The 21,235-nt window shown below is 62.3% G+C and carries 26 protein-coding genes and 1 tRNA gene; 14 read left to right on the top strand and 13 right to left on the bottom strand.

From position 1 onward, the window contains the following. Positions 1 to 41: 41 nt before the first annotated feature. Positions 42 to 131, bottom strand: a tRNA-Ser gene (locus tag ACIPZF_RS04125). 290 nt (positions 132 to 421) lie between these two features. Between ACIPZF_RS04125 and ACIPZF_RS04130 the strand changes: the two genes are divergently transcribed. Further along, positions 422 to 1,111 (top strand): crotonase/enoyl-CoA hydratase family protein, encoded by a 690-nt coding sequence (locus ACIPZF_RS04130; protein WP_400795517.1) that lies wholly within the window; start codon positions 422 to 424, stop codon positions 1,109 to 1,111. Positions 1,112 to 1,212: 101 nt separating this feature from the next. Then, positions 1,213 to 2,184: a magnesium and cobalt transport protein CorA gene (locus ACIPZF_RS04135; protein ID WP_400795519.1), complete on the top strand. Its 972-nt coding sequence runs from the start codon at positions 1,213 to 1,215 to the stop codon at positions 2,182 to 2,184. Between the two features lie 30 nt (positions 2,185 to 2,214). Here the strand turns inward: ACIPZF_RS04135 and ACIPZF_RS04140 are convergent, their stop codons facing one another. Continuing rightward, on the bottom strand, positions 2,215 to 2,934 hold the full coding sequence (locus ACIPZF_RS04140) for an amidotransferase (RefSeq protein ID WP_400795522.1): 720 nt from the start codon (positions 2,932 to 2,934) through the stop codon (positions 2,215 to 2,217). Between the two features lie 219 nt (positions 2,935 to 3,153). Here ACIPZF_RS04140 and ACIPZF_RS04145 point away from each other — a divergent pair, with 219 nt between their 5' ends. Both ACIPZF_RS04145 and ACIPZF_RS04150 read left to right on the top strand, forming a co-directional pair. Then, positions 3,154 to 3,393, top strand: a complete 240-nt coding sequence (locus ACIPZF_RS04145) for a hypothetical protein (RefSeq protein ID WP_400796115.1) — start codon at positions 3,154 to 3,156, stop codon at positions 3,391 to 3,393. A 66-nt stretch (positions 3,394 to 3,459) separates the two neighbouring features. Next, complete coding sequence (locus ACIPZF_RS04150) at positions 3,460 to 4,260, top strand: c-type cytochrome (RefSeq protein WP_400795524.1); 801 nt, start codon at positions 3,460 to 3,462, stop codon at positions 4,258 to 4,260. A gap of 25 nt (positions 4,261 to 4,285) precedes the next feature. Here ACIPZF_RS04150 and ACIPZF_RS04155 read toward each other — a convergent pair whose 3' ends face one another. The 4 genes from ACIPZF_RS04155 to ACIPZF_RS04170 form a co-directional block, all read right to left on the bottom strand. After that, a complete protein-coding gene (locus ACIPZF_RS04155) occupies positions 4,286 to 4,615 on the bottom strand; it encodes a ribonuclease E inhibitor RraB (RefSeq protein WP_400795527.1) in 330 nt (109 codons plus the stop codon). A 175-nt stretch (positions 4,616 to 4,790) separates the two neighbouring features. Further along, positions 4,791 to 5,030, bottom strand: coding sequence for a hypothetical protein (locus ACIPZF_RS04160; protein ID WP_400795530.1), 240 nt, complete (start codon positions 5,028 to 5,030; stop codon positions 4,791 to 4,793). Positions 5,031 to 5,136: 106 nt separating this feature from the next. Beyond that, positions 5,137 to 7,194, bottom strand: a complete 2,058-nt coding sequence (locus ACIPZF_RS04165) for an LTA synthase family protein (RefSeq protein WP_400795532.1) — start codon at positions 7,192 to 7,194, stop codon at positions 5,137 to 5,139. A 149-nt stretch (positions 7,195 to 7,343) separates the two neighbouring features. Beyond that, positions 7,344 to 7,538, bottom strand: coding sequence for a PLDc N-terminal domain-containing protein (locus ACIPZF_RS04170; protein ID WP_400795535.1), 195 nt, complete (start codon positions 7,536 to 7,538; stop codon positions 7,344 to 7,346). A gap of 127 nt (positions 7,539 to 7,665) precedes the next feature. Between ACIPZF_RS04170 and ACIPZF_RS04175 the strand changes: the two genes are divergently transcribed. Next, entirely contained in the window at positions 7,666 to 8,604 is a 939-nt protein-coding gene (locus ACIPZF_RS04175; protein ID WP_400795538.1) for a ZIP family metal transporter, read from the top strand. A gap of 104 nt (positions 8,605 to 8,708) precedes the next feature. On the opposite strand, the gene ACIPZF_RS04180 is transcribed toward ACIPZF_RS04175, so the two are convergent. Both ACIPZF_RS04180 and ACIPZF_RS04185 read right to left on the bottom strand, forming a co-directional pair. Beyond that, positions 8,709 to 9,239, bottom strand: a complete 531-nt coding sequence (locus tag ACIPZF_RS04180) for a hypothetical protein (protein WP_400795541.1) — start codon at positions 9,237 to 9,239, stop codon at positions 8,709 to 8,711. 60 nt (positions 9,240 to 9,299) lie between these two features. Continuing rightward, positions 9,300 to 9,824 (bottom strand): ankyrin repeat domain-containing protein, encoded by a 525-nt coding sequence (locus ACIPZF_RS04185; protein WP_400795543.1) that lies wholly within the window; start codon positions 9,822 to 9,824, stop codon positions 9,300 to 9,302. A 266-nt stretch (positions 9,825 to 10,090) separates the two neighbouring features. Between ACIPZF_RS04185 and ACIPZF_RS04190 the strand changes: the two genes are divergently transcribed. Continuing rightward, positions 10,091 to 10,363, top strand: a complete 273-nt coding sequence (locus ACIPZF_RS04190; protein ID WP_317659155.1) for a DUF3509 domain-containing protein — start codon at positions 10,091 to 10,093, stop codon at positions 10,361 to 10,363. A gap of 90 nt (positions 10,364 to 10,453) precedes the next feature. Here ACIPZF_RS04190 and ACIPZF_RS04195 read toward each other — a convergent pair whose 3' ends face one another. The 3 genes from ACIPZF_RS04195 to aroC form a co-directional block, all read right to left on the bottom strand. Then, the gene (locus ACIPZF_RS04195; protein ID WP_400795546.1) at positions 10,454 to 10,990 is read right to left on the bottom strand and encodes an oxidase; all 537 of its coding nucleotides are present in this window, start codon (positions 10,988 to 10,990) and stop codon (positions 10,454 to 10,456) included. Further along, on the bottom strand, positions 10,990 to 12,144 hold the full coding sequence (locus tag ACIPZF_RS04200) for an MFS transporter (RefSeq protein WP_400795548.1): 1,155 nt from the start codon (positions 12,142 to 12,144) through the stop codon (positions 10,990 to 10,992). The genes ACIPZF_RS04195 and ACIPZF_RS04200 overlap by 1 nt, the downstream gene beginning before the upstream one ends. Positions 12,145 to 12,231: 87 nt before the next feature. Further along, positions 12,232 to 13,323: a chorismate synthase gene (gene aroC / locus ACIPZF_RS04205; protein WP_400795549.1), complete on the bottom strand. Its 1,092-nt coding sequence runs from the start codon at positions 13,321 to 13,323 to the stop codon at positions 12,232 to 12,234. A gap of 143 nt (positions 13,324 to 13,466) precedes the next feature. Between aroC and ACIPZF_RS04210 the strand changes: the two genes are divergently transcribed. Both ACIPZF_RS04210 and ACIPZF_RS04215 read left to right on the top strand, forming a co-directional pair. Continuing rightward, positions 13,467 to 14,429, top strand: a complete 963-nt coding sequence (locus ACIPZF_RS04210) for an alpha/beta hydrolase (RefSeq protein WP_400796097.1) — start codon at positions 13,467 to 13,469, stop codon at positions 14,427 to 14,429. 81 nt (positions 14,430 to 14,510) lie between these two features. Next, entirely contained in the window at positions 14,511 to 15,299 is a 789-nt protein-coding gene (locus tag ACIPZF_RS04215; protein ID WP_400795551.1) for a hypothetical protein, read from the top strand. 33 nt (positions 15,300 to 15,332) lie between these two features. Here ACIPZF_RS04215 and prmB read toward each other — a convergent pair whose 3' ends face one another. Beyond that, positions 15,333 to 16,241: a 50S ribosomal protein L3 N(5)-glutamine methyltransferase gene (prmB, locus tag ACIPZF_RS04220; protein WP_400795554.1), complete on the bottom strand. Its 909-nt coding sequence runs from the start codon at positions 16,239 to 16,241 to the stop codon at positions 15,333 to 15,335. A 179-nt stretch (positions 16,242 to 16,420) separates the two neighbouring features. On the opposite strand from prmB, the gene ACIPZF_RS04225 reads away from it, so the two are divergent. From ACIPZF_RS04225 to ACIPZF_RS04245, 5 genes are all read left to right on the top strand, one after another. Then, a complete protein-coding gene (locus tag ACIPZF_RS04225) occupies positions 16,421 to 17,011 on the top strand; it encodes a cysteine hydrolase family protein (protein WP_400795557.1) in 591 nt (196 codons plus the stop codon). An 89-nt stretch (positions 17,012 to 17,100) separates the two neighbouring features. Then, on the top strand, positions 17,101 to 17,421 hold the full coding sequence (locus ACIPZF_RS04230) for a hypothetical protein (RefSeq protein WP_400795560.1): 321 nt from the start codon (positions 17,101 to 17,103) through the stop codon (positions 17,419 to 17,421). 171 nt (positions 17,422 to 17,592) lie between these two features. Next, complete coding sequence (locus tag ACIPZF_RS04235; protein ID WP_400795563.1) at positions 17,593 to 18,153, top strand: Smr/MutS family protein; 561 nt, start codon at positions 17,593 to 17,595, stop codon at positions 18,151 to 18,153. 70 nt (positions 18,154 to 18,223) lie between these two features. Continuing rightward, complete coding sequence (gene folE, locus ACIPZF_RS04240) at positions 18,224 to 18,769, top strand: GTP cyclohydrolase I FolE (RefSeq protein WP_400795566.1); 546 nt, start codon at positions 18,224 to 18,226, stop codon at positions 18,767 to 18,769. Positions 18,770 to 18,827: 58 nt separating this feature from the next. Next, positions 18,828 to 19,193, top strand: coding sequence for a glutaredoxin family protein (locus ACIPZF_RS04245; RefSeq protein WP_400795569.1), 366 nt, complete (start codon positions 18,828 to 18,830; stop codon positions 19,191 to 19,193). A 99-nt stretch (positions 19,194 to 19,292) separates the two neighbouring features. Here ACIPZF_RS04245 and ACIPZF_RS04250 read toward each other — a convergent pair whose 3' ends face one another. After that, the gene (locus tag ACIPZF_RS04250; RefSeq protein WP_400795571.1) at positions 19,293 to 19,895 is read right to left on the bottom strand and encodes a glutathione S-transferase family protein; all 603 of its coding nucleotides are present in this window, start codon (positions 19,893 to 19,895) and stop codon (positions 19,293 to 19,295) included. Positions 19,896 to 20,039: 144 nt separating this feature from the next. On the opposite strand from ACIPZF_RS04250, the gene ACIPZF_RS04255 reads away from it, so the two are divergent. Next, positions 20,040 to 21,230, top strand: a complete 1,191-nt coding sequence (locus ACIPZF_RS04255; protein ID WP_400795574.1) for a benzoate/H(+) symporter BenE family transporter — start codon at positions 20,040 to 20,042, stop codon at positions 21,228 to 21,230. Positions 21,231 to 21,235: the final 5 nt, after the last annotated feature.

Raw genomic sequence — 21,235 nt, forward strand, 5'->3', positions numbered from 1 at the left:
AAGCCCCCGAACTTTTCAGCTCGGGGGCTCTTCGTAGAATGTGGCGGTGAAGAAGGGATTTGAACCCTTGATACGATTTCTCGTATACACACTTTCCAGGCGTGCTCCTTCGACCACTCGGACACTTCACCGTTTTCTCTTCAAGCTGTTCAGCCTGTCGAGGCGGCGTAATTTAGTAGAAGAGCTTTTCTTTGGCAAGCATTTTTTTCAGTTTTTTCATGCATTTAAGCCAACCCGCTGAAAAACCGAGATAACCAAGGCAATGCTGCCAATCTCGCCTGCGCTTTTTCCGGCAGCCTACGCCCTGCCCCGGCAGCGCAAGGCACGGCGCCCTGACGCTGACTGGCCAGTCAGCCTTGCTGCTTTACCTGGCCCGCGGCGCTGGGTAACGTCATCGCCACGCCCCCTAAAGGACTCTGCCATGAGCGAGCTGATTACCTACCACGCCGAAGACGGCATCGCCACCCTGACCCTCAACAACGGCAAGGTCAACGCCATCTCGCCGGATGTCATCACCGCCTTCAATGCCGCCCTCGACCGCGCCAAGGAAGAGCGTGCCGTGGTGATCATCACCGGTCAGCCGGGCATCCTCTCCGGCGGCTACGACCTTAAAGTGATGACCGCCGGGCCCAAGGAAGCTGTAAGCCTGGTCACCGCCGGTTCCACCCTGGCCCGACGCCTGCTGTCGCACCCGTTCCCGGTGATCGTCGCCTGCCCTGGCAATGCCGTCGCCAAAGGCGCCTTCCTGTTGCTTTCGGCCGATTACCGCATTGGTGTCGAAGGCCCGTACAAGATCTGCCTGAACGAAGTGCAGATCGGCATGACCATGCACCACGCCGGCATCGAACTGGCCCGCGACCGCCTGAGCCGCGCCGCCTTCCAGCGCTCGGTGAACAATGCCGAGATCTTTGACCCGCAAGGCGCGGTGGAAGCTGGCTTCCTTGACAAGGTGGTGCCTGCAGAACAGCTGCACGATACCGCCCTGGCCGCTGCACGCGAGCTGAAGAAGCTGAACATGCTGGCGCACAAGAACACCAAGTTGAAGGTGCGCAAGGAGCTGCTGGACGCCCTGGATGAAGCCATTGAGCTGGATCAGGGGCATATGGGCTGAATCTTGCGCCCCAGGGACGGTAAGTTGGCACCCGCCAGGTTGCCGTCCTGCTCCAGACAGCCCAAGCTGTCACCCGTGTGCAACCGAACAAGTGGATAACCATGGGTCGAGTCGTGGCATCGGCGGTATACAGCGCCGGCAGAAAGGTCACCAATATCAGCATCGACGAGGGCAGCGAGTGGGCGCGCAAGCCTGGGCATTTCGTCTGGATCGGCCTGGAAGAACCCAACGCCGAGGAGCTGGCCAACCTGCAATGCCAGTTCAACCTGCACGAACTGGCCATCGAAGACGCCCTGGAGAAACACAGCCGGCCCAAGCTTGAAACCTTCGGCGACGCGCTGTTCATCGTCACCTATTCGCCGGTGCGCCATGAAGGCAAGCTGGAGTTCATCGAAACCCACATCTTCGCCGGCAACGGCTACATCATCACCTGCCGCAACGGCCACTCCAAATCCTACGCCCTGGTGCGGCAACGCTGCGAAGCGCGCCCGCTGCTGCTGGAGCATGGCGAGGACTTCGTGCTCTATGCCCTGCTCGACTTCGTCACCGAAAACTACCAGCCGGTCAGCGAAGCCATCCATGGCGAAATCGAAGAGCTGGAGCAGAGTGTGCTCAGTGGCTCATTGCTCGAAGACGACATCCGCCGCCTGCACAGCCTGCGCCGCGATATCCTGCGCCTGCGCCGCTATGTGGCGCCGATGGTGGAAGTCAGCGAGGAACTGCAGCGCCTGAGCTTCCCGTTCATTGACAAGAACATGCGCCCGTACTTTCGCGACGTGCAGATCCATGTGACGCGACAGATGGAAGACCTGGCCGGGATCCGTGACATCGCCAGCCAGACCATCGAGATCGGCATGCTGCTGGAGTCGTCCAGGCAAAGCATCGTGCAGCGCAAGTTCGCGGCGTGGGCGGCGATTTTGGCCTTCCCCACGGCGATTGCCGGGATCTACGGGATGAACTTCCAGAACATGCCGGAGCTGAGTTGGCAGTATGGGTACTTTGGGGTGCTGGGAGTGATAGGGTTGGGCTGTGCGGGACTGTTTGCCAGTTTCAAGAAGTCGGGCTGGCTGTAAATTGTGGGGCTGCTTTGCAGCCCCACATACTCACGCTTTGGTCGGCTGCTGAATGAAGCGCATCATCCACTCGCCGACCAGATCGCCCTGGTGCTCACTGGCCAGGCTGGCGATCGCCTTGTGGTAGACCTCATCGCCCAGGTACTCCTGGCGCGCATCGAGCAGCGCCCGCGAGTAGTCGTGGACGAACTCCGGATGGCCCTGGAAGCACAGTACCTGATCGCGGATGTGATACGCCGCATTCGGGCAGAAATCGCTCGACGCGATCACCGTGGCGCCTTCGGGCAGCGCAGTCACCTGGTCCTGGTGGCTGATCAGCAAGGTCAGCTCGGAAACCTCCGGGTCCATCCACGGCGCATGCGCCGCCAGCGAATAGCGGTGAATGCCCACGCCCCAGCCCTTGTCGGCACGCTCGGCCTTGCCGCCCAGCGTCAACGCCAGCAGCTGGTGACCAAAACACACGCCAAGCAGTTTCTCGCCGCGCTCGTAGAGTTTGAGCAGGTAGGCCTTGAGTTTCTGGATCCAGGCATCTGAACCGAACGAATCGGCCTTGCTGCCGGTCACCAGATAGGCATCGAAACGTTCGTCCTCGGCGGGATAGTCGCCGTTCATCACGTTGTACACAAAAAACTCGGCTGCAATCGGCTGCCGCGAGAAGAGCTGCTCGAACATCCTTCCGTAGCCCTGGTACTGCGCGGTCAACTCCGGTCGCAGGACATCGGTTTCAAGGATGCAGATGCGTAACGACATAGGGATAGTCCTGAACGACATGGGTGGGAATCTGCTGTAGAGACTGCCGCGAAAGGCACGTACAAGCAAGTAGGCTGCACTGACGAACGGTCACATTCTGTCGGGTTGTGACCACGGGATGCGCAACTGTCTAACCAGAGCATGTCAGCCGGATGGCCAATGGCCTCATAGCCAATCGCGATCACAAAGGTATTTCAATAGAAAAAAGGGTTCTGAAACATGCGCAACGTTCGCCCTACTGTTGGTTTATATCGGATCAAAGAGGTAAAGGTGCCAGCGTGGATCCACGCTGCGGTGATCGACCCGAAATGCGACAAGGAAGCCAACGGGTATTCAGGAATAACAACAAGAAGGCGGTCCGCCATGTTCAGACAATCGAAGCTTCGCCAAGCTGGGCTCATTTTATTTGCCACGACTTTACTGCTGATCCTGCCGAACCTCACACGTTTGTTCGGATGATGGTGGCTGTGGCCTTTGCAGGCAATGCACAGGTAACCTGCCGGCCATGACGGTCGGAGATTGCCCATGCGCCATTGCGTTGCCCTGTTAGCCCTATTCTTCAGCCTGCCGCTGTCGGCGGCGCAACTGCAGCTGGAACTTGGCGGCGCCCCGCGTCATTGGGACAGCGCCGAGCTGCTGAGCCTGCCCCAGGCCCGCGAAATCAGTGTTGACCAAGACGTTTCCTACAAGCGCCCCATGCGCTATCGCGCTGTGCCGCTCGCCTCGCTGTTGCAGGGCATCGAAACGGATGACCACCTGCAAGCCGTGGCCCTGGATGGATTCGCCGCCGAAATGCCTGCCGCCCCCCTGTTGCAGGACGGCCCGGCGCGCGCCTGGCTGGCGGTTGAGGACCCTGCCAAACCGTGGCCGGCACTGGGCAAGGGCAAGCCGAGTGCGGGGCCGTTCTACCTGGTGTGGACGAATCCCCAGGCGAGCGGCATCCGCCCCGAGCAATGGCCGTTCCAGATCGCCGCGATCCGTCGCCTGGCAGGGGTAGAACAGCGCTTTCCGGCGCTGCTGCCCGACCCGAAACTGCCGGCCAATGATCCTGTGCGCCAGGGCTTTGCGCTGTTCCAGCAGAACTGCCTGGCCTGTCACCGGCTCAATGGCGCAGGCGATGCGCAATTCGGCCCGGACCTGAATGTGCCGCATAATCCGACCGAGTATTTTCAGCCAACCTTCCTGCGCCAGTACATCCGCGATCCGCAAAGCCTGAGGCAATGGCCGCAGGCGCGGATGCCCGGTTTTGGCGAAAGCGTATTGAATGAGCAGGAGCTGGATGCATTGCTGGCTTATCTGGGCCATATGGCCAAGCGCAAGCCTTAGGGGCGCACTGCGCCCCGAGGATAGTTCAGGCCATCGGCCGTTCTTGCTTGACACCCCACCCCTCGACCTCACCGCCATAGGGGGAGACGACCTGCTCGAACGCTTCTTCGAAGTCTCCGATGCCGCCATGGGTGGCATACATGACCTTGCTCAGCTCCAGGTGCCATGCGCCATCGTCGCGTTCATGCACTTGGGCATTGAGCGACTCGCCGCGAAACTGCCCGGCCGCTCGCCGCGCGCCGGCTTCATCTGGAAATACCGCGTAGAACTCAATGGGGTGGATACGGCTGAAGTCGAAACCGCCAGCTTTCATCTGGCGCAGGACAGTGCTGCTGATATCGTCGTGACTGCTCATGAATCGTCCTCCTGAATAACGCTATGGATAGACTTTCCGTGCACTACGCACCCGCCGGCAGGGCCGGGCGGATCGAGCTGATGCAAGACGCGAATGGAACAGGTGCAGCCCCGCAGAACAGGCCAACACCTCCCACCAGCGTAGTGCCTGCAAGGGCACCACGCCAACCTGCGGGTCAGGAAGCTGCTTCTTGGATACGAGTGATGATCACGCCGTTCTGCTCTTTGAGCCAGCGTGCAGTGGGGGATGAAGCGCGGTCCTGGAAGTCGTTCAGATCAAGCTCATCCATTACCGGGAAAAGATGCGAGCGTATGGCGCGGGCGGCCTCCTCCTCGCTGGGGCATTGCTCACCGTGCAGCAGTAGCGTGGTCGGCTCGCCTTTCTGGTTGGCAAAGATGACTTCCCACTCTTTCATCGAATAGCCCTCTCAAGCAGAGAACATCGGGTGTGATGCCTGTTATTGCTTGACCGTGGGCCGGTGGATTTGTTCAGTCCGATCCGGCCCAGGGCGGGCTGCCGCTTCAGTCCTTCGGTGTGCCGTGGACGACGCCGGCGGTGTTGTCCAGCAGGCTCTTGGTCGCCGTCTGGATGTAGGCCTCGAGCTTTTTGAGCATCTCAGGCTGATCCGGGCTTTCGATCAGCTCGGCCTTGAACTCGCTGCCCAACTGGTAGCGGTACAGGCGCGGGGTCATATCCTTGGACTCGATGAGGATCCGATCACCCTCCACCAGGCCAACGATCTGCTCGCTGCCCGACGGTTTGATCATGCCCACGCCCTGGTCACCCTCAGGCAGGTTGAGCAGGTCGCGGCCCCAGCACTGATGACGCGCCTGGCCACCGAGACGGCCCATGATGGTCGGCACGATGTCGACCTGGGTACCAACGGTGTGGTCGACGGCGCCGAACTTCTCCTGAATGCCCGGTGCGATCAGCAGCAGCGGCACGTTGAAGCGGCCCAGGTCGAGTTCGGTGACTTGCTGGTGGTTGCCGAAGCCGTGGTCGCCGACGATGACGAACAGGGTGTCCTTGAAGTACGGCTCCTTGCGGGCCTTCTCGAAGAACTGGCCCAGCGCCCAGTCGGAGTAGCGCATGGCGGTCAGGTGCTCGTCCAGGCGGCCCTGGCCGGTGACCTTCTCGACCGGCAGATCCTTGGGCAGCGCGTACGGCGTATGGTTGGACAGCGTCTGCAGCAGCGCGTAGATCGGCTTCTTGCCATCGTGCTTGGCCAGCTCTTCGTTACCGCGATCGAACATGTCCTGGTCGGACACGCCCCAGGTGGGGTCGGAGAACACCGGATCGACGAAATCGTTACGGCCAATGAAGGTGGTCATGCCCTGGTTGCCGAAGAAACCCGATTGATTGTCCCAGGCAAAATCGCCGTTGTAGACGTAGACATCGTCGTAGTCGCGGGCGCTGAGCAGCGCAGGCAAGCCGGACAGTTTGTGACCGCCTTCCGGCGTCTGCATCAGGTATTCGAAGCCCGGCAGGTTGGGGAAGCAGGCCATGGTGGCGAACATGCCCTGGTGGGTATGGGTGCCGTTGGAGAAGAAGCGGTCGAACAGCAGCCCTTCTTTTGCCAGCTTGTCGAAGTACGGGGTGATGTTGTTCGGGCTGCCCAGGGCGCCTACCGAGTGGCCGGCGAAGCTCTCCATGAGGATCACCACGACGTTCTTGACCGGCAGGGTACGCTCGGCCGGGGGCACGAAGTCTCGGCGCACGGCAGCCTCGTCGGTGTCCACCAGGGTGTCGTGCGGGGTCAGCAACTGTTCGCGCACGGTCTGGGTAGCCAGGTTCTGCTCAAGTACCGGCTTCCAGATGTTGGCACGGTCTTCGCCGAAACGGCTCTTGGCCGCGTCGATCAGGGTCAGGGTACCGTTCAGGCCCAGCTGGTTGACGAAGTTGGAATCGGTGGTGAAGGCATCACCCCAACGCATCGGCGGGCCCTGGCGCAGGGTGCCACGGGCGGCGACCACGGCCACCAGCAGGATCACCATGAACACCGCCAGGCGGTGGTACCAGGGCGCCACGCGTTGCTGGCCATTGCCGCGGGTCAGGCGGTCGATGCCCTTGAACAGCAGGCTCAGCAGCCAGGTGCCGAACAGCCAGGCCAGCAGGTAGCGAACCACCGGGAAGCCGTACCAGAGCATGCTCATGACGGTCTTCGGGTCTTCCTTGATGTACTGGAAGACCAGGCCATTGAGGCGCTGGTGGAACTCGCGGTAGAAGTCCAGCTCCATCAGGCCGAGGAACATCACGATGCTCGAACTGATGGTCAGCCAGAAGCGGAACAGGCCACGCTGGGCCATGGCCCACGGGCTGAAGATCGCCAGCAGCAGCGGAATGTTCAGGTACACCACCACCCGCAGGTCGAAGCGCAAACCGTTGAGGAAGCCTTCGGCGACCGTCGAATAAGGGGTGTCGCCGATCATGTCGCTGTTGTAGACCAGCAGCGCCAGGCGTACCAGGCTGAGCATCAACATGATCACCAGGCCGCTGAGCAGCGTGTAGGCCAGGTGCGATTTCAAGGTCGGCGTAAAAGCTCGCGCGCCCTGTTGCTTCAAGGCATCCGTGTTAGCCATGAATGGAGAGGTCCTAGGATTGCGTGATTGCGGGGATGGCGCCGGTGCTAGACCAACGCAGCATTGTGCGGGTGCGGATTCTGTTTAAACCAATGTGAAAATTTTGTCACGAGGGTGTTGCTGATTTTGTTTTTGCCAGCAAATTGCCCTTATCCAATGCGCACATTGCCTCTGGGCCCGGCGATCGCCCAGATCACCAGCCCCACCACAGGCAACAAGGCGATCAGCAGAATCCACAGTACTTTGACCCCGACCTCGCTGCCGCTCTTGAGCACATTGAGGATCGCCCAGATATCCAGTGCCAGAATGATCAGGCCAACCAGCCCATTGAATGTGGAACCCATGCCAAAACTCCCGTCGAAGGTGCATGCTGCACAGCATAGCCAGCTATCACGTCGATAGAAGGGAATCCTTGGCCTGCCCTGCAGGTCACTGGATAGACTGCCGGTATTCATCGATTTCGAGGTTCGCATGCCCCCAGCCAACACCCAAAGTGCCGCCCCACCCTCGTTGTTGAGCGCCTGGCGGCAACAGGCAGTGAGCACCCCTTGGCTCAGCGCGGGCTTGGGAGTGAGCCTGCTGGCGGTCATCGTGCTGCTGGCGGCGAGTTTCTGGAACGCCATCAATGGCGACCATGCCGATAACCTGCACCTGGCGCTGCTCGGCGGCCTGTCCGGCTTCGCAGCCACGGCGCTCGGCGCGGTGCTGGCCGTGGTGCTGCGCGATGTCAGCGCGCGCAGCCAGGATGTGATGCTGGGCTTTGCCGCCGGCATGATGCTCGCCGCCAGCTCATTCTCGTTGATTCTGCCGGGGCTGGAGGCGGCCCGCGAGATTACCGGCAATGGCCCGGCCGCCGCTTTCACCGTGGTGCTGGGCATGGGCCTGGGCGTGTTGCTGATGCTAGGCCTCGACCGCTTTACCCCGCACGAACATGAAAGCACCGGGCGCTGCGGGCCCGAAGCCGAGCGCATCAGCCGGGTGTGGCTGTTCGTGCTGGCGATCACTTTGCACAACCTGCCTGAGGGTATGGCCATTGGTGTGAGCTTTGCCAACGGCGACATGAACGTCGGCCTGCCGCTGACCAGCGCGATTGCCATTCAGGATATTCCCGAAGGCCTTGCCGTGGCCCTGGCCTTGCGGGCGACGGGGTTGTCGAACTTCAAGGCGGCGCTGGTGGCGATCGGCTCAGGCCTGATGGAGCCGCTGGGCGCGGTGATCGGCCTGGGGATTTCCACCGGTTTTGCCCTGGCCTATCCGATCAGCATGGGGTTGGCGGCGGGGGCGATGATCTTCGTGGTGTCCCACGAGGTGATTCCCGAGACCCATCGCAATGGCCACCAGACAGCGGCGACATTGGGGTTGATGGGCGGGTTTGCGGTGATGATGTTTCTGGATACCGCGCTGGGTTGAGGTCTTGGTTGCCGGGCTGGCCTCATCGCGGATGAATCCGCTCCTACACACGCCTGTAGGAGCGGATTCATCCGCGATGAGGCCGGCCCTAACAACCCATCAACTCAATTGTGAATCGCGACCTTCAATGCTTCCAAAGCCGGCTCAACCCTGATCCCTACCTCACCCCCCAACTCCAGCACCCGCGCCAGGTCGTTCTGGCCAACCATCACCACCTGTAACTCATCATCGAGCAACTGGCTGAAGTTGAGCAGCACATAGCCACCGCCCTCTTTGTTCAAGGCGCCCATCTGCACCTGAATACGATTCAACGCCGTCAGCGGCTCAGTCCGCGCCAACTGCTTGGGCTTGAGAGTAAACGGCACGCTTTTATCGAACGAGTCGCTGATCTGCTGGAACAGCTCCTGATAGCTGTCTGCCTGGAACACCACCGTATCTGGCAGGCTGCCAAGCACCACCCACTCGCCCAACGGGATGGGGAAGCTGTCGTCGTAGTTGATGTCCGGGTTGGCGGCGAGGAAGGCAGCGGGGTCGGCGTAGGCCTGGGCGGCCTCGTCGGCGATGCGCTCGATGTCTTCATCGCGCATGCAGCCGGCGGCAATGAGGCTGATGAATTCGAGCAACTGGTTTTTCATGTAAGGGGGCCTGCGGCGGGTGAAAAGTCGCCAAGGATAGCCGCAAACGCCCCGCGTGGGTTAGCCGGCCAGCGCCTGCAGGCGTGCTGCGGTATCTGACGCACCCATGGTCTGGGCAGCCATCAGCGCAGTGGCGCCGCGGGCATCCTGGCGGGCCGGATCGGCGCCCTGGGCCAGCAGGTAGTCGAGGATCTCGCTGCGGTTGAACATGGCCGCCAGCATCAGTGCGGTACGCCCGTCCTGGGCTGCGGCATCCACCGGCACACCGTTTTCCAGCAGCAGGCGGATCATCGCAAGGTCCCCCTTGAACGCAGCGCCCGCGATCGGCAGCTGACCGTTGTCGTTGGCTATCAGCGGGTCGGCACCATGGGCCAACAGCACCTGCACGGCTTTGAAGTGGCCGTGATAGCTAGCCAGCATCAACAGCGTGTCACCCTTGTGATTACGCAAGTCAGGAGGAAGGCCGCTGACCAGCAACCGTTCGAGCATCTGCGCATCGCCCTGGCGGGCACGCTCGAAGACCTGCTCGGCGAATGCGGCGGTTTCTTCATCGGTCATGGCGGCGGGTGCTGGTTGATCGGACATCTGGAACCTCCTGGCAGAAAAGATTGCCCAAGTGTTAGTCAGGCATGCTCAGCAGGTCAAAGGTTCAGAATCTATCAGGCCAATAGAACTGCCTGACCCGTGCAAATTGCACTGTGCAAAATGCACGACCATGCAAGCTGCACGAACAAAGCCTCCCAATAACAACTTAAATCACTGAATTTAAAGGGTTTTTTTGAAGGACCAGGATTGGCACGGTCACTGCAATATTCAACTCAAGTCTGCCCAACCAACAGTCAGGAGTTGATATGGACCTCATTCAGGAAAAGTTCGTCTCGGTGTTCTCGGCCTACCAAGTCGCCACCCAGCCTCGCCCCGATGGCGGCATCCTGCTCACCCTGCGCGCAGCTGATGGCAAGGTTACTCGCCGTGTACTGACCTACGGGCAACTGCACAGTGCCGAACAGCTCTCCTGGGCGATCAGCGCCATCCGCCGTGACCTGGCCGAACAGGCCAGTGAACTGCCGGTGATCTCGATGCTGCAGAGCCAGCAGCGCTTCGCGCTGCCGACCTATCGCTGAGTTTTTGTCTGCACCGGTTGCTGCAGGTTTGGTACTGCATTGCCCTTAGGGATGGCGGGGTACCGATACCTGCGGCAGCCGGAGCGGACACTAAAGTTCGTCGAGCCCCGCGTACAGCCGGGCACTGTCATCACCGGTAAATTTCGCCTCCACGCCCTGTTCACTGGCAAATGCGCGCAATGCCAGGCAGAAAGGATTGTCCCCAAGTTCCACCCAGCGTCGGCTGCCTGCCGGTATTACCAGCTGGTCGCCCTTTTCGCATAACACCGTATAGACATGATCCCCCAGGCGCAGTCCAATCTGGGCGCGACCAGCCATTACTGCGAACACTTCTTCAGCATCGTGCACATGCTCGTCGCGCAGATCGATGTGCGCCGGGTCGGCACCGTCGCGATTGAGCAAGGCGAAGGCAGCGCTGCCATGTGCAGTCATCAGTTGATCGAGGTGCTCACGGCATACCTCGAGCACTTGCTCCCAGTTGCTACCAGGACGAATGCGCAGATCGAGCGGCGTGTGCACGAACATGACGCCCTGCTCGGCCAAAGTCGTGGCGATATCGTCGTGGTGGGTCAACACCTTGTTCGGCAAGGCAGGGCTCGACGGGTGGAAAACACAGAGGATGCTCATCAGCGGCGGGTCCTGATCGATTTCGTACGAGTGGTAATGATAACGGCTGCCGCCAGTGCTGCGGCGCTGGCCATACCAAAGGTGAAGGTCGGCCCCAGCAAATTCCAGCTGTAGCCCGAATACAATGCTCCCAGCGCGCCGCCGGTGCCCGACAGTGCCGCATACAGGGCCTGGCCCTGCCCTTGTTGACGCGCGCCGAAGCTGGCCTGGACGAAGGCGATGGACGCGGCGTGGAAGCAGCCGAACGTGGCTGCATGCAGCACTTGGGCGAGGATGAGCACACTCAGCTGATCCGCCAGGTTGCCCAGTAGCAGCCAGCGCAGCGCGGCCAGCAGGAAGCTGGCCAGCAGCACCTGCTGTACGCTGAACCGCGCGAAGATGCGGCTCATGGCCATGAACATCAGCACTTCGGCCACCACCCCCAACGCCCACAGCAGGCCGATGGCACCGCGGCTGTAGCCCAGATGCTCCAGGTGCAAGGTCAGGAAGGTGTAGTACGGCCCGTGGCTGAGCTGCATCAAGGCAACGCAGATATAGAAAGCGACCACACCAGGGGCCATCAATTGATGCAGAAAGCCGCCTGCCTCACGACGTTCGCCCTGCTCCACCGGCTGGGCATTGGGCACCCACAGGCTGGCGGCGACGATGCCGGCCATGATGGTCACCAGCGCTACCGGGTAAATATCCAGGCTCAGCCACTCGAACAATCGCCCCAGGCCCACCACGGTGAGGATGAAACCAATCGAGCCCCATAGCCGCACCTGGCTGTAGCGCGACGTCTGGCCATGCAGATGGGCCAGAGTGATGACCTCGAACTGCGGCAGGACCGCGTGCCAGAAGAAGGCGTGCAATGCCATCACCAGTGCCAGCCAGGCGTAGCTCTTGCCGAAGAAGATCAGCGAAAAGGTGGCCAGGGTCGACAGTGCCCCCAGGCGAACGATCAACAGCCGCTGGCCGCTGCGGTCACCCAGCCAGCCCCACAGGTTGGGGGCGATGCAACGCATCAGCATGGGGATGGCGACCAGCTCGCCGATGCGTGCGGGTGAAAAACCCAGGTGATCGAAATAGAGAGCGAGGAATGGGGCGGTCGAGCCTAGCAGGGCGAAGTAGAAGAGGTAGAAGCTGGACAGGCGCCAGTAGGGGATTGCGGGCATGGGCGGGCCTTTTTGGGTGCCGGAACTGGCCTCTTCGCGGGCGGTCCGACGCCTCGGCAAGCCCGCGAATGGGCCGACACTGTCGGATCAGAGCTGGCCCAGCACCGGGGTCCGGACCTTCACCTCGGCATTCTGCGCCCGATGACGCAGCAGGTGGTCCATCAGCACGATAGCCATCATCGCCTCGGCGATCGGCGTGGCGCGGATGCCCACGCACGGGTCGTGACGGCCCTTGGTGATGACTTCGACCGGGTTGCCATCGACATCGATCGAGCGGCCCGGCACGGTGATGCTGGAGGTCGGTTTCAGCGCCAGGTGGGCGACGATCGGCTGGCCCGAGCTGATGCCGCCCAGAATGCCGCCGGCGTTGTTGCTGAGGAAGCCTTCGGGGGTCAGCTCGTCACGGTGCTCGCTGCCGCGCTGGGCGATGCTGGCGAAACCTGCGCCGATTTCCACACCCTTGACCGCGTTGATGCTCATCAGCGCATGCGCAAGTTCGGCATCCAGACGATCGAAGATCGGCTCACCCAGCCCCGGCATCACGCCTTCAGCGACCACGGTGATCTTCGCCCCGACCGAATCCTGATCACGGCGCAGCTGGTCCATATAGGCCTCCAGCTCCGGAACCTTGGCAGGATCCGGGCTGAAGAATGCGTTGTCTTCTACCGAGTCCCAGGTCTTGAACGGGATCTCGATCGGGCCCAGCTGGCTCATGTAGCCACGCACCTGAATGCCCTGGGTGGCCAGGTACTTCTTGGCGATGGCACCGGCCGCCACGCGCATGGCGGTTTCGCGGGCCGAGCTGCGGCCACCGCCACGGTAGTCACGGATGCCGTATTTGTGGTGGTAGGTGTAGTCGGCATGTGCCGGGCGGAACAGGTCCTTGATCGCCGAGTAGTCCTTGGACTTCTGGTCCGTGTTGCGGATCAGCAGGCCGATCGAGCAACCGGTGGTGCGCCCTTCGAACACGCCGGAGAGGATCTCCACTTCGTCCGGTTCCTGGCGCTGGGTGGTGTGCCGGCTGGTACCGGGCTTGCGCCGGTCGAGGTCATGCTGCAGGTCGGCGAGCGAGATTTCCAGGCCCGGTGGGCAGCCATCGACAATGGCGACCAACGCCGGGCCATGGCTTTCGCCAGCGGTGGTGACAGTGAACAGCTTGCCGTAGGTATTGCCGGACATGGACGCTCCGCGAGTCTGCCTGAGGTGAACGAGGCGGCCAGTATACGGAAAATTTCACGCGGGTTGCTCGCCCGAGCGGGCGTCTTTGCCGAACCTTCCCGTAAACGCTGGGTCAAACCGACATCTTCCCCAAGTAGTACCCCCTGATGTCGCGCCTAGTGGCCCTGTTTTTTCTGCTTTGCACCGGCCTGGCCCAGGCCGCTGCGCCAACCGTGTTGCAACGTCCTATCGACCTGGATACCGGCCAAGGCGTGCTGCACGGCAGCCTGCTGCTCCCGCAACAGGCCACCCCGCCCCCGGTGGTATTGATCATTGCCGGCTCCGGCCCTACCGACCGCGATGGCAACAACCCGGCCTCGGGGCGCGTCGACAACCTCAAGCGCCTGGCCCTGCTGCTGGCCAACGAGCACATCGCCAGCGTGCGCTATGACAAGCGCGGCGTGGCCGCCAGCCTGCCGGCCACACCCGATGAGCGCAACCTCAGCGTCGAGCGCTACGTCGCCGACGTGGTGGCCTGGGGCCGCAAGCTCAAGGCGGACCCGCGCTTCGGCCCGCTGATCCTGGTCGGCCACAGCGAAGGCGCACTGATCGCCAGCTTGGCCGCCGAGCAGGCGGGCGCCAGTGCGGTAATCACCCTGGCTGGCAGCGGCCGGCCCATCGCCGATGTGGTGCGCGAGCAACTGGCGCAACGCCTGTCATCGGCGCAACTGGCACGTGGCAGCGCCCTGCTCGACCGCCTGCAAGCCGGGCAGACCACCCTGGATGTACCCGCCCCGCTGCGCCAGGTATTCCGCCCCAGCGTGCAGCCGTACCTGATCTCGCTGTTCCGCCAGGACCCGGCCCAGGCCTTCGCTCGCCTGCCGATGCCTGCGCTGATCGTCCAGGGTCGCAACGACATTCAGGTGGACGTGGCCGATGCCGAGCGCCTCAAGGCAGCCAAGCCGGACGCTCAACTGGTGCTGATCGATGGCATGAACCATATGTTGCGCATCAGCCCCAAGGCCATGAGCCAACAACGCGAAAGCTACCTCAACCCTGAACTGCCATTGGCACGCGAGCTCGGTCAACGCCTGGTGACGTTCATCCACCAGCTCCCCTCAGCCTGAGGAGATCGCCGCAGATTGACCTCAGGTCCTGGCCAAAACTGCCGATAAGCTCGGTATTGGCCAGTATTTGAGAACGCCTTGATGACCGATGCCCCCGTCGCCGTAGAGCCGGCCGAAGAGCCGCAAGCCCCGGACAGCGTCGCGCTGCCATGGGCCGACCTCGCTGTAGAACATTTCGAGTTGCTGCGCCTGGCGCCGCTGCCCACCGACCGCAACAGCGGAGCTCGACCGCAGCGCTTCGTCGAGTTCGGCCATGCCGAGCGCCACGACAAGGCCCACAGCCTGCTGCGCATGGAAATCCGCCTGCCCGGGCAGAAAGTGCGCAAGGAACAGAACCTGCTGGATGTACGCGTTGATCATGCCGAGCGCCTGGTCAAGCTCGGCAGCGACAGCGGCCTGCAACTGGAGCCCCTGAACCGCGGCCTCGGCCGCTTCATGATGGCCCAGGCCGTGCAATGGCTGCAGCGCAAGTGGTCGCACTACCGGGTCGAAGGCATGGCGCTGCCGAACAAGGATGCGCTGAACGAAGACACGCGTCTGCGCCGTGACCGATTCATCAACGCCATGGGGCTGGAAGTCGAGTATGCCGACCCGCAGCACCTCAAAGGCCGTACGGTCGAGGCCACGGTCGGCCAGCTCAAGGGCGGCTGGAACAGCGAGAAGGTGCAACGCGTGGGCATCCTCGACGCCGCCGGGATGTTGCAGCAGGCCGAGCAGAATCTCCTGGAAAAGGAAGCGCAGCTGCGCGAACGCGATGAGCGGGTGGCCAAGTACCGGCGTGAAGACAGCGGCTTGCGTTTCACCATCACCTGCCTGGTGGCGTTTGCCGTGTTCCAGGCCGGCCTGCTGATCTGGATTGCGACCCGCTAGCAACCCGGGGCTGCTTTGCAGCCCCTAAGCCAGTCAGACCCGCGCCTTGAACAGTTCCTGATGCTGTCGGCACTGCTCCGCCGTCAGCATGAACACGCCGTGCCCGCCGCGCTCGAACTCCAGCCAGGCAAAATCGACCTCGGGGTACAGCGCCTCGACATGCACCTGGCTGTTGCCCACCTCGACGATCAACAGGCCCTTGTCGGTCAGGTGTTCGGCCGCCTCGGCAAGCATGCGCCGAACCAGGTCGAGGCCATCGTTGCCGCAGGCCAGGCCCATCTCCGGCTCGTGGTGATACTCGGCCGGCATGTCGCCGAAGTCTTCGGCATCGACATAGGGCGGGTTGGACAGGATCAGGTCGAAACGCTGCCCCGGCAGGCCGGCGAAACCATCGCCCTGCACGGTGAACACGCGCTCGTCGAGGCCGTGACGCTCGATGTTCTGGTTGGCCACCTCTAACGCGTCGAAGGACAAGTCAGCCAACACCACCTCGGCCTCAGGGAACACTTCGGCGGCGACGATGCCAATGCAGCCGGAACCGGTGCACAAGTCGAGGATGCGCGCCGGCTCATTGGCCAACCAAGGCTCGAAGCGCTTCTCGATCAACTCGCCGATCGGCGAGCGAGGCACCAGCACGCGCTCGTCGACGATGAACGACATGCCACAGAACCACGCCTCGCCCAGCAGATAGGCGGTTGGCACACGGTCTTCGATGCGGCGCTTGAGCAAGTGCTGCAGGCGTACGCGCTCGTCGTCTTCGAGCTGGCAGTCCAGGTAGCTGTCGGCCACCTCCCACGGCAGGTGCACGGCGCCCAGCACCAGCAGGCGGGCTTCGTCCCAGGCATTGTCGGCGCCGTGGCCAAAGAACAGCTCGTGCTCATGGAAGCGGCTGACCGCCCAGCGGATGTGGTCGCGCAACGTGCGCAGACGAGATGTGATCACGGGGTACTCCTAATTCAGACCATCCAAAAGTCTAACAGCCCGAACCGCACATTTGTTGCTGCGAATCGTCCGCCGGGTAGCCACAGGCCAGTAACTACGCTGGATGCGATGTCAACCATTCCCATTGGCGTCAAGGCAAGGGAGAATAGGTATACAAAAGCCCTTCCAAGGAGCCATTGATGTCCGTTCCAACCACGATGTTCCGCCTCACTGGCCGCGACTACCCGCCGGCCAAGCTGAGCCAAGCCAGCCTGATCATCATCGATGCGCAAAAGGAGTACCTCAGTGGTCCGCTCGCGCTGTCGGGCATGGACGAGGCCGTGGCCAACATCGCCAGGTTGCTCGACGCCGCCCGCAAGGCCGGCCGTCCGATCATCCACGTTCGCCACCTCGGCACCGTCGGCGGCCGCTTCGACCCGCAGGGCGCGGCCGGCCAGTTCATTCCGGGCCTTGAGCCGCACGAGGGTGAAATCATCATCGAAAAGCGCATGCCCAATGCTTTCAAGAACACCAAGCTGCATGAAACCCTTCAGGAGCTTGGGCACCTGGACCTGATCGTCTGCGGCTTCATGAGCCATTCCAGCGTCAGCACCACCGTGCGCCGGGCCAAGGACTATGGTTATCGTTGCACCCTGGTGGAAGACGCTTCGGCAACGCGCGACCTGGCGCTCAAGGACCGGGTAATTCCCGCCGCGCAGATCCACGAATGCGAAATGGCCGTGATGGCCGACAACTTCGCCTGCGTTGCCCCGACCGCCAGCCTGATCTGAGCCTGGCGCAGTGACGACCGCCCGGCAGCCGGTCGGAACCCAATGGGGCGCTGCAGGTCGGATTCCGGATATCCACAGAGGAAATCGGAATGAAGCTCAAAGGCAGTTTCGACGCCAATCGCCTGCGCCAGCGCGAACCGCGCAATTGGGGCGCCCGCCTGGCCGCCGGCCTGTCGGCCTTGCTGGCCACCCTTGGCGTGCTACTGGCCATGGCCGGCTTTGCCGGGTTGCTCGGTAATTATTCGGCGTTTGCCGAGCTCAATGCCAACCGTCCCCTGGCCAGCATCCTTGCTGGGGTCGGGTTGCTGATGCTGTATCTGGGCGTGCGTTTCTGGCGGCGCAGCCGTATTCGTTTGCGTCGCGGGCGGGAGCTGAACCTGTCGCCGCACCTGATGAAGAAGCATGACTGAAATTTTGCAGTGCCTGTTCTGGCCTCTTCGCGGGGCAAGCCCGCTCCCACAGGCACACTACAACCATTGAGTCCAGTGGTGTGCCTGTGGGAGCGGGCTTGCCCCGCGGAGAGGCCAGTACTGACGATACAGGATTGATCGCGTAAACTACGCCGCCCACGTGGAGGCACCATGCAAGACGACGATTTTTCCCTCTTCAGCGCCGAAGTGCGCGGCGTAAAGCCGATCAAGCATGACCGTGCCGAAGTCGGCAAACCCAAGGCCGACCGCAAGCAACTGGCCGGCCTGCGCCAGGCAGCGACCATACGCAGTGATCAGACGCTGGTGATAGACGGCCTGTCCGACCAGTTCGTGATCGACGTGGGTGCCGAAGATGATCTGATGTGGCGCCGCGATGGCGTGCAGGAAAGCCAGATCCGCAAGCTCAAGCTCGGCCAGATCGCCTTCGAGGGCAGCCTCGACCTGCACGGCATGAGCGTGGAGAAGGCGCGTGAGACCCTCTGGGCCTTTATCGCCGAAGCCACCAAGCTGGAAGTGCGCTGTGTACGCGTGACCCACGGCAAGGCCGCACGCCTGGACGGCAAGCGCCCAATGATCAAGAGCCACGTCAACACCTGGCTGCGCCAGCACCCGCAGGTGCTCGGTTTCACCTCTTGCCAGGCCCGCCACGGCGGCACCGGCGCGGTGTACGTGATGCTCAAACGGACCATGATGGAAGGCCGCGACGAGTAACGCCGCGCTTGCAGCGCAGGCTTTGCCGCCGTAACCTTCGTTTTTGCGATTTTTTCCCACAGGTAGATACATGTCCCTGGAACAGAACTACACCGAGATCCTCAGCCAGATCGGCGAGGACGTCTCCCGTGAGGGCCTGCTCGACACGCCCAAGCGGGCTGCAAAGGCCATGAAGTACCTTTGCCGCGGTTATGAGCAGACGCTGGAAGAAGTGACCAACGGCGCGCTGTTCACCTCCGACAACAGCGAAATGGTGCTGGTCCGGGACATCGAGCTGTACTCGATGTGTGAACACCACATGCTGCCGTTCATCGGCAAGGCCCACGTCGCCTATCTGCCCAAGGGCAAGGTATTGGGCCTGTCGAAGGTCGCGCGGATCGTCGACATGTACGCCCGCCGCCTGCAGATCCAGGAAAATCTCAGCCGTCAGATCGCCGACGCCGTGCAGCAGGTCACCGGCGCCGCGGGCGTTGCAGTGGTCATTGAAGCCAAGCACATGTGCATGATGATGCGCGGCGTAGAGAAACAGAACTCGACCATGCTTACCTCGGTGATGCTCGGTGAATTCCGTGACAACGCCGCGACCCGCATGGAGTTCCTCAGCCTGATCAAGTGATCGGCGCGTGATCCCGAGCCGGCCCTGAGGGTCGGCTTTTTCTTTTCAGGAGTTGCCCATGATCGTCAAAGCCTTGCGGGTCGGCCTCGGCCAGCTCATCGTGTTCGGCGACTGGATCAGCCGCCCGGCCAAGCGCAAGCGCGATGCCACCGCCCAGGCGCGTGTCGAGCAGGAAGCCAAAGGCCTTGCGCTGTACCAGTTCCATGCTTGCCCGTTCTGCGTGAAAACCCGCCGCACCCTGCACCGCCTGAACGTGCCGGTGGCGCTGCGTGATGCCAAGAACGATGCGATGCATCGCCAGGCGCTGCTTGAAGGGGGTGGCCGGGTGAAGGTGCCGTGCCTGCGCATCGAGGAGGCCGGCGAGGTGATCTGGATGTATGAGTCCAAGGCCATCATTGCTTACCTGGACAAGCGGTTCTCATAAGTCTGATCCGACCTCTTCGCGGGGCAAGCCCGCTCCCACAGAGTCTCCACCAAACTAACTGTGGGAGCGGGCTTGTCCCGCGAAGAGGCCGGTGCAGGCTCAATCCACCATCGGCACATGCCGAGGATGCGCGGCCACTCGATCCAGCCAGGCTCTTACCCCCGGATAGTCGGCCAGATCAAAACCACCCTGATGCGCCACATGGGTGTACGCATACAACGCCACATCGGCAATCGAGTATTGCTCCCCCACCAGATACGGCTTCATCTGCAACTGCCGCTCCATCACCTTCAGCGCCTTGTAGCCGCCCTTGTGCAACTTGCGGTATTCCTCCACACGCTCGTCCGGCAAGCCCAGGTAGAACTGTATGAACCGCGCCACGGCAATGTACGGCTCATGGCTGTACTGCTCGAAAAACTGCCACTGCAGCACTTGAGTTCGCAGGCGTGGCTCACTGGGCAGATACTCGCTGCCGTCGGCGAGGAAATTGAGGATAGCGTTGGATTCCCACAGGCAGGTACCGTCTTCCAGCTTGAGCACCGGCACCTTGCCGTTGGGGTTCATGGCCAGGAACTCGGGCGTTTCGGTCTCGCCCTTGAGGATGTATACCGGGTGCCATTCATACGGCCGGCCCAGCAAGCTCAACATCAGCTTGACCTTGTAGCAGTTGCCCGACTGGTAATCGCCGTAGACCTTGTACATCGCCCCTCCCTCCCATGCAGTTGCGCAATCGTGCCCAATAGTTGGCGACTGTACGGTTAAAAGCAATGCCTGCTGTATGGCAAGGATCAACCTTGCCCGCGTTAGTCTGAAAAAAATGCTTACACATGGACAAGGACCTACCCCATGACCGATGCCACCTCCGCGCGCCTGCGGCCCCTGGCAGACACCTCTGCGTCGGCGATAGTCGCCGGCTTCATCGCCATGCTCACCGGCTACACCAGCTCGCTGGTGCTGATGTTTCAGGCGGGCCAGGCTGCAGGCTTGACCACCGCGCAGATCTCATCGTGGATCTGGGCCCTGTCGATCGGCATGGCAGTCTGCAGCATCGGCTTGTCGCTGCGCTATCGCACCCCGGTCACCGTAGCCTGGTCCACGCCAGGTGCGGCGCTGCTGATCACCAGCCTGGGCGGGGTCAGCTACGGTGAGGCCATCGGTGCCTATGTCACCTGCGCGGTGCTGGTGCTTGTCTGTGGCCTTACCGGCAGCTTCGAGCGCCTGGTCAAACGCATCCCGGCATCCCTGGCCTCGGCCTTGCTGGCCGGCATTCTGTTCAAGATCGGCAGCGAAATCTTCGTCGCCGCCCAGCACCGCACCCTGCTGGTGCTGGGCATGTTCTTCAGCTACCTGCTGGTCAAGCGCCTGTCGCCGCGCTATTGCGTGCTGGCTGCACTGCTGGTGGGCACGGCGCTGTCCGGCGCCCTTGGCCTGTTGGACTTCAGCGGCTTCACTCTGCAGGTAGCCACGCCGGTATGGACCACGCCAAGCTTCTCGCTGGCCGCGACCATCAGTATCGGCATCCCGCTGTTTGTGGTGGCGATGACCTCGCAGAACATGCCGGGCGTTGCCGTGTTGCGCGCCGACGGCTACCAGGTGCCGGCCTCACCGCTGATCTCGGCGACCGGCTTTGCCTCGCTGTTGCTGGCACCGTTCGGCTCCCATGGGGTGAACCTGGCAGCCATCAGCGCGGCGATCTGCACGGGACCTCATGCCCATGAGGACCCGAGCAAGCGTTACACCGCTGCCGTGTGGTGCGGAATCTTCTACGGCATTGCCGGCGTGTTCGGTGCCACCTTGGCGGCGCTGTTCGCCGCGCTGCCGAAGGAGTTGGTGCTGTCGATTGCGGCACTGGCGCTGTTCGGCTCGATCATGAACGGCCTGACCGTGGCCATGGGCGAGGCGCGTGAGCGTGAAGCGGCGTTGATCACCTTCATGGTCACGGCCTCAGGGTTCACGCTGTTTTCAATCGGTTCGGCCTTCTGGGGGATTGTCGCGGGAGTGCTGACCTTACTGATCCTCAACCCGCGCAAAGCCTGAACCCG

The sequence above is a fragment of the Pseudomonas sp. NPDC089752 genome (assembly GCF_044748725.1).
GTDB lineage: Bacteria > Pseudomonadota > Gammaproteobacteria > Pseudomonadales > Pseudomonadaceae > Aquipseudomonas.

Coding starts and splice junctions, on each gene's coding strand:
- ACIPZF_RS04130 (WP_400795517.1), top strand. CDS start 422: ATGAGCGAGCTGATTACCTACCACGCCGAAGACGGCATCGCCACCCTG.
- ACIPZF_RS04135 (WP_400795519.1), top strand. CDS start 1,213: ATGGGTCGAGTCGTGGCATCGGCGGTATACAGCGCCGGCAGAAAGGTC.
- ACIPZF_RS04140 (WP_400795522.1), bottom strand. CDS start 2,934: ATGTCGTTACGCATCTGCATCCTTGAAACCGATGTCCTGCGACCGGAG.
- ACIPZF_RS04145 (WP_400796115.1), top strand. CDS start 3,154: ATGCGCAACGTTCGCCCTACTGTTGGTTTATATCGGATCAAAGAGGTA.
- ACIPZF_RS04150 (WP_400795524.1), top strand. CDS start 3,460: ATGCGCCATTGCGTTGCCCTGTTAGCCCTATTCTTCAGCCTGCCGCTG.
- ACIPZF_RS04155 (WP_400795527.1), bottom strand. CDS start 4,615: ATGAGCAGTCACGACGATATCAGCAGCACTGTCCTGCGCCAGATGAAA.
- ACIPZF_RS04160 (WP_400795530.1), bottom strand. CDS start 5,030: ATGAAAGAGTGGGAAGTCATCTTTGCCAACCAGAAAGGCGAGCCGACC.
- ACIPZF_RS04165 (WP_400795532.1), bottom strand. CDS start 7,194: ATGGCTAACACGGATGCCTTGAAGCAACAGGGCGCGCGAGCTTTTACG.
- ACIPZF_RS04170 (WP_400795535.1), bottom strand. CDS start 7,538: ATGGGTTCCACATTCAATGGGCTGGTTGGCCTGATCATTCTGGCACTG.
- ACIPZF_RS04175 (WP_400795538.1), top strand. CDS start 7,666: ATGCCCCCAGCCAACACCCAAAGTGCCGCCCCACCCTCGTTGTTGAGC.
- ACIPZF_RS04180 (WP_400795541.1), bottom strand. CDS start 9,239: ATGAAAAACCAGTTGCTCGAATTCATCAGCCTCATTGCCGCCGGCTGC.
- ACIPZF_RS04185 (WP_400795543.1), bottom strand. CDS start 9,824: ATGTCCGATCAACCAGCACCCGCCGCCATGACCGATGAAGAAACCGCC.
- ACIPZF_RS04190 (WP_317659155.1), top strand. CDS start 10,091: ATGGACCTCATTCAGGAAAAGTTCGTCTCGGTGTTCTCGGCCTACCAA.
- ACIPZF_RS04195 (WP_400795546.1), bottom strand. CDS start 10,990: ATGAGCATCCTCTGTGTTTTCCACCCGTCGAGCCCTGCCTTGCCGAAC.
- ACIPZF_RS04200 (WP_400795548.1), bottom strand. CDS start 12,144: ATGCCCGCAATCCCCTACTGGCGCCTGTCCAGCTTCTACCTCTTCTAC.
- aroC (WP_400795549.1), bottom strand. CDS start 13,323: ATGTCCGGCAATACCTACGGCAAGCTGTTCACTGTCACCACCGCTGGC.
- ACIPZF_RS04215 (WP_400795551.1), top strand. CDS start 14,511: ATGACCGATGCCCCCGTCGCCGTAGAGCCGGCCGAAGAGCCGCAAGCC.
- ACIPZF_RS04225 (WP_400795557.1), top strand. CDS start 16,421: ATGTCCGTTCCAACCACGATGTTCCGCCTCACTGGCCGCGACTACCCG.
- ACIPZF_RS04230 (WP_400795560.1), top strand. CDS start 17,101: ATGAAGCTCAAAGGCAGTTTCGACGCCAATCGCCTGCGCCAGCGCGAA.
- ACIPZF_RS04235 (WP_400795563.1), top strand. CDS start 17,593: ATGCAAGACGACGATTTTTCCCTCTTCAGCGCCGAAGTGCGCGGCGTA.
- folE (WP_400795566.1), top strand. CDS start 18,224: ATGTCCCTGGAACAGAACTACACCGAGATCCTCAGCCAGATCGGCGAG.
- ACIPZF_RS04245 (WP_400795569.1), top strand. CDS start 18,828: ATGATCGTCAAAGCCTTGCGGGTCGGCCTCGGCCAGCTCATCGTGTTC.
- ACIPZF_RS04250 (WP_400795571.1), bottom strand. CDS start 19,895: ATGTACAAGGTCTACGGCGATTACCAGTCGGGCAACTGCTACAAGGTC.
- ACIPZF_RS04255 (WP_400795574.1), top strand. CDS start 20,040: ATGACCGATGCCACCTCCGCGCGCCTGCGGCCCCTGGCAGACACCTCT.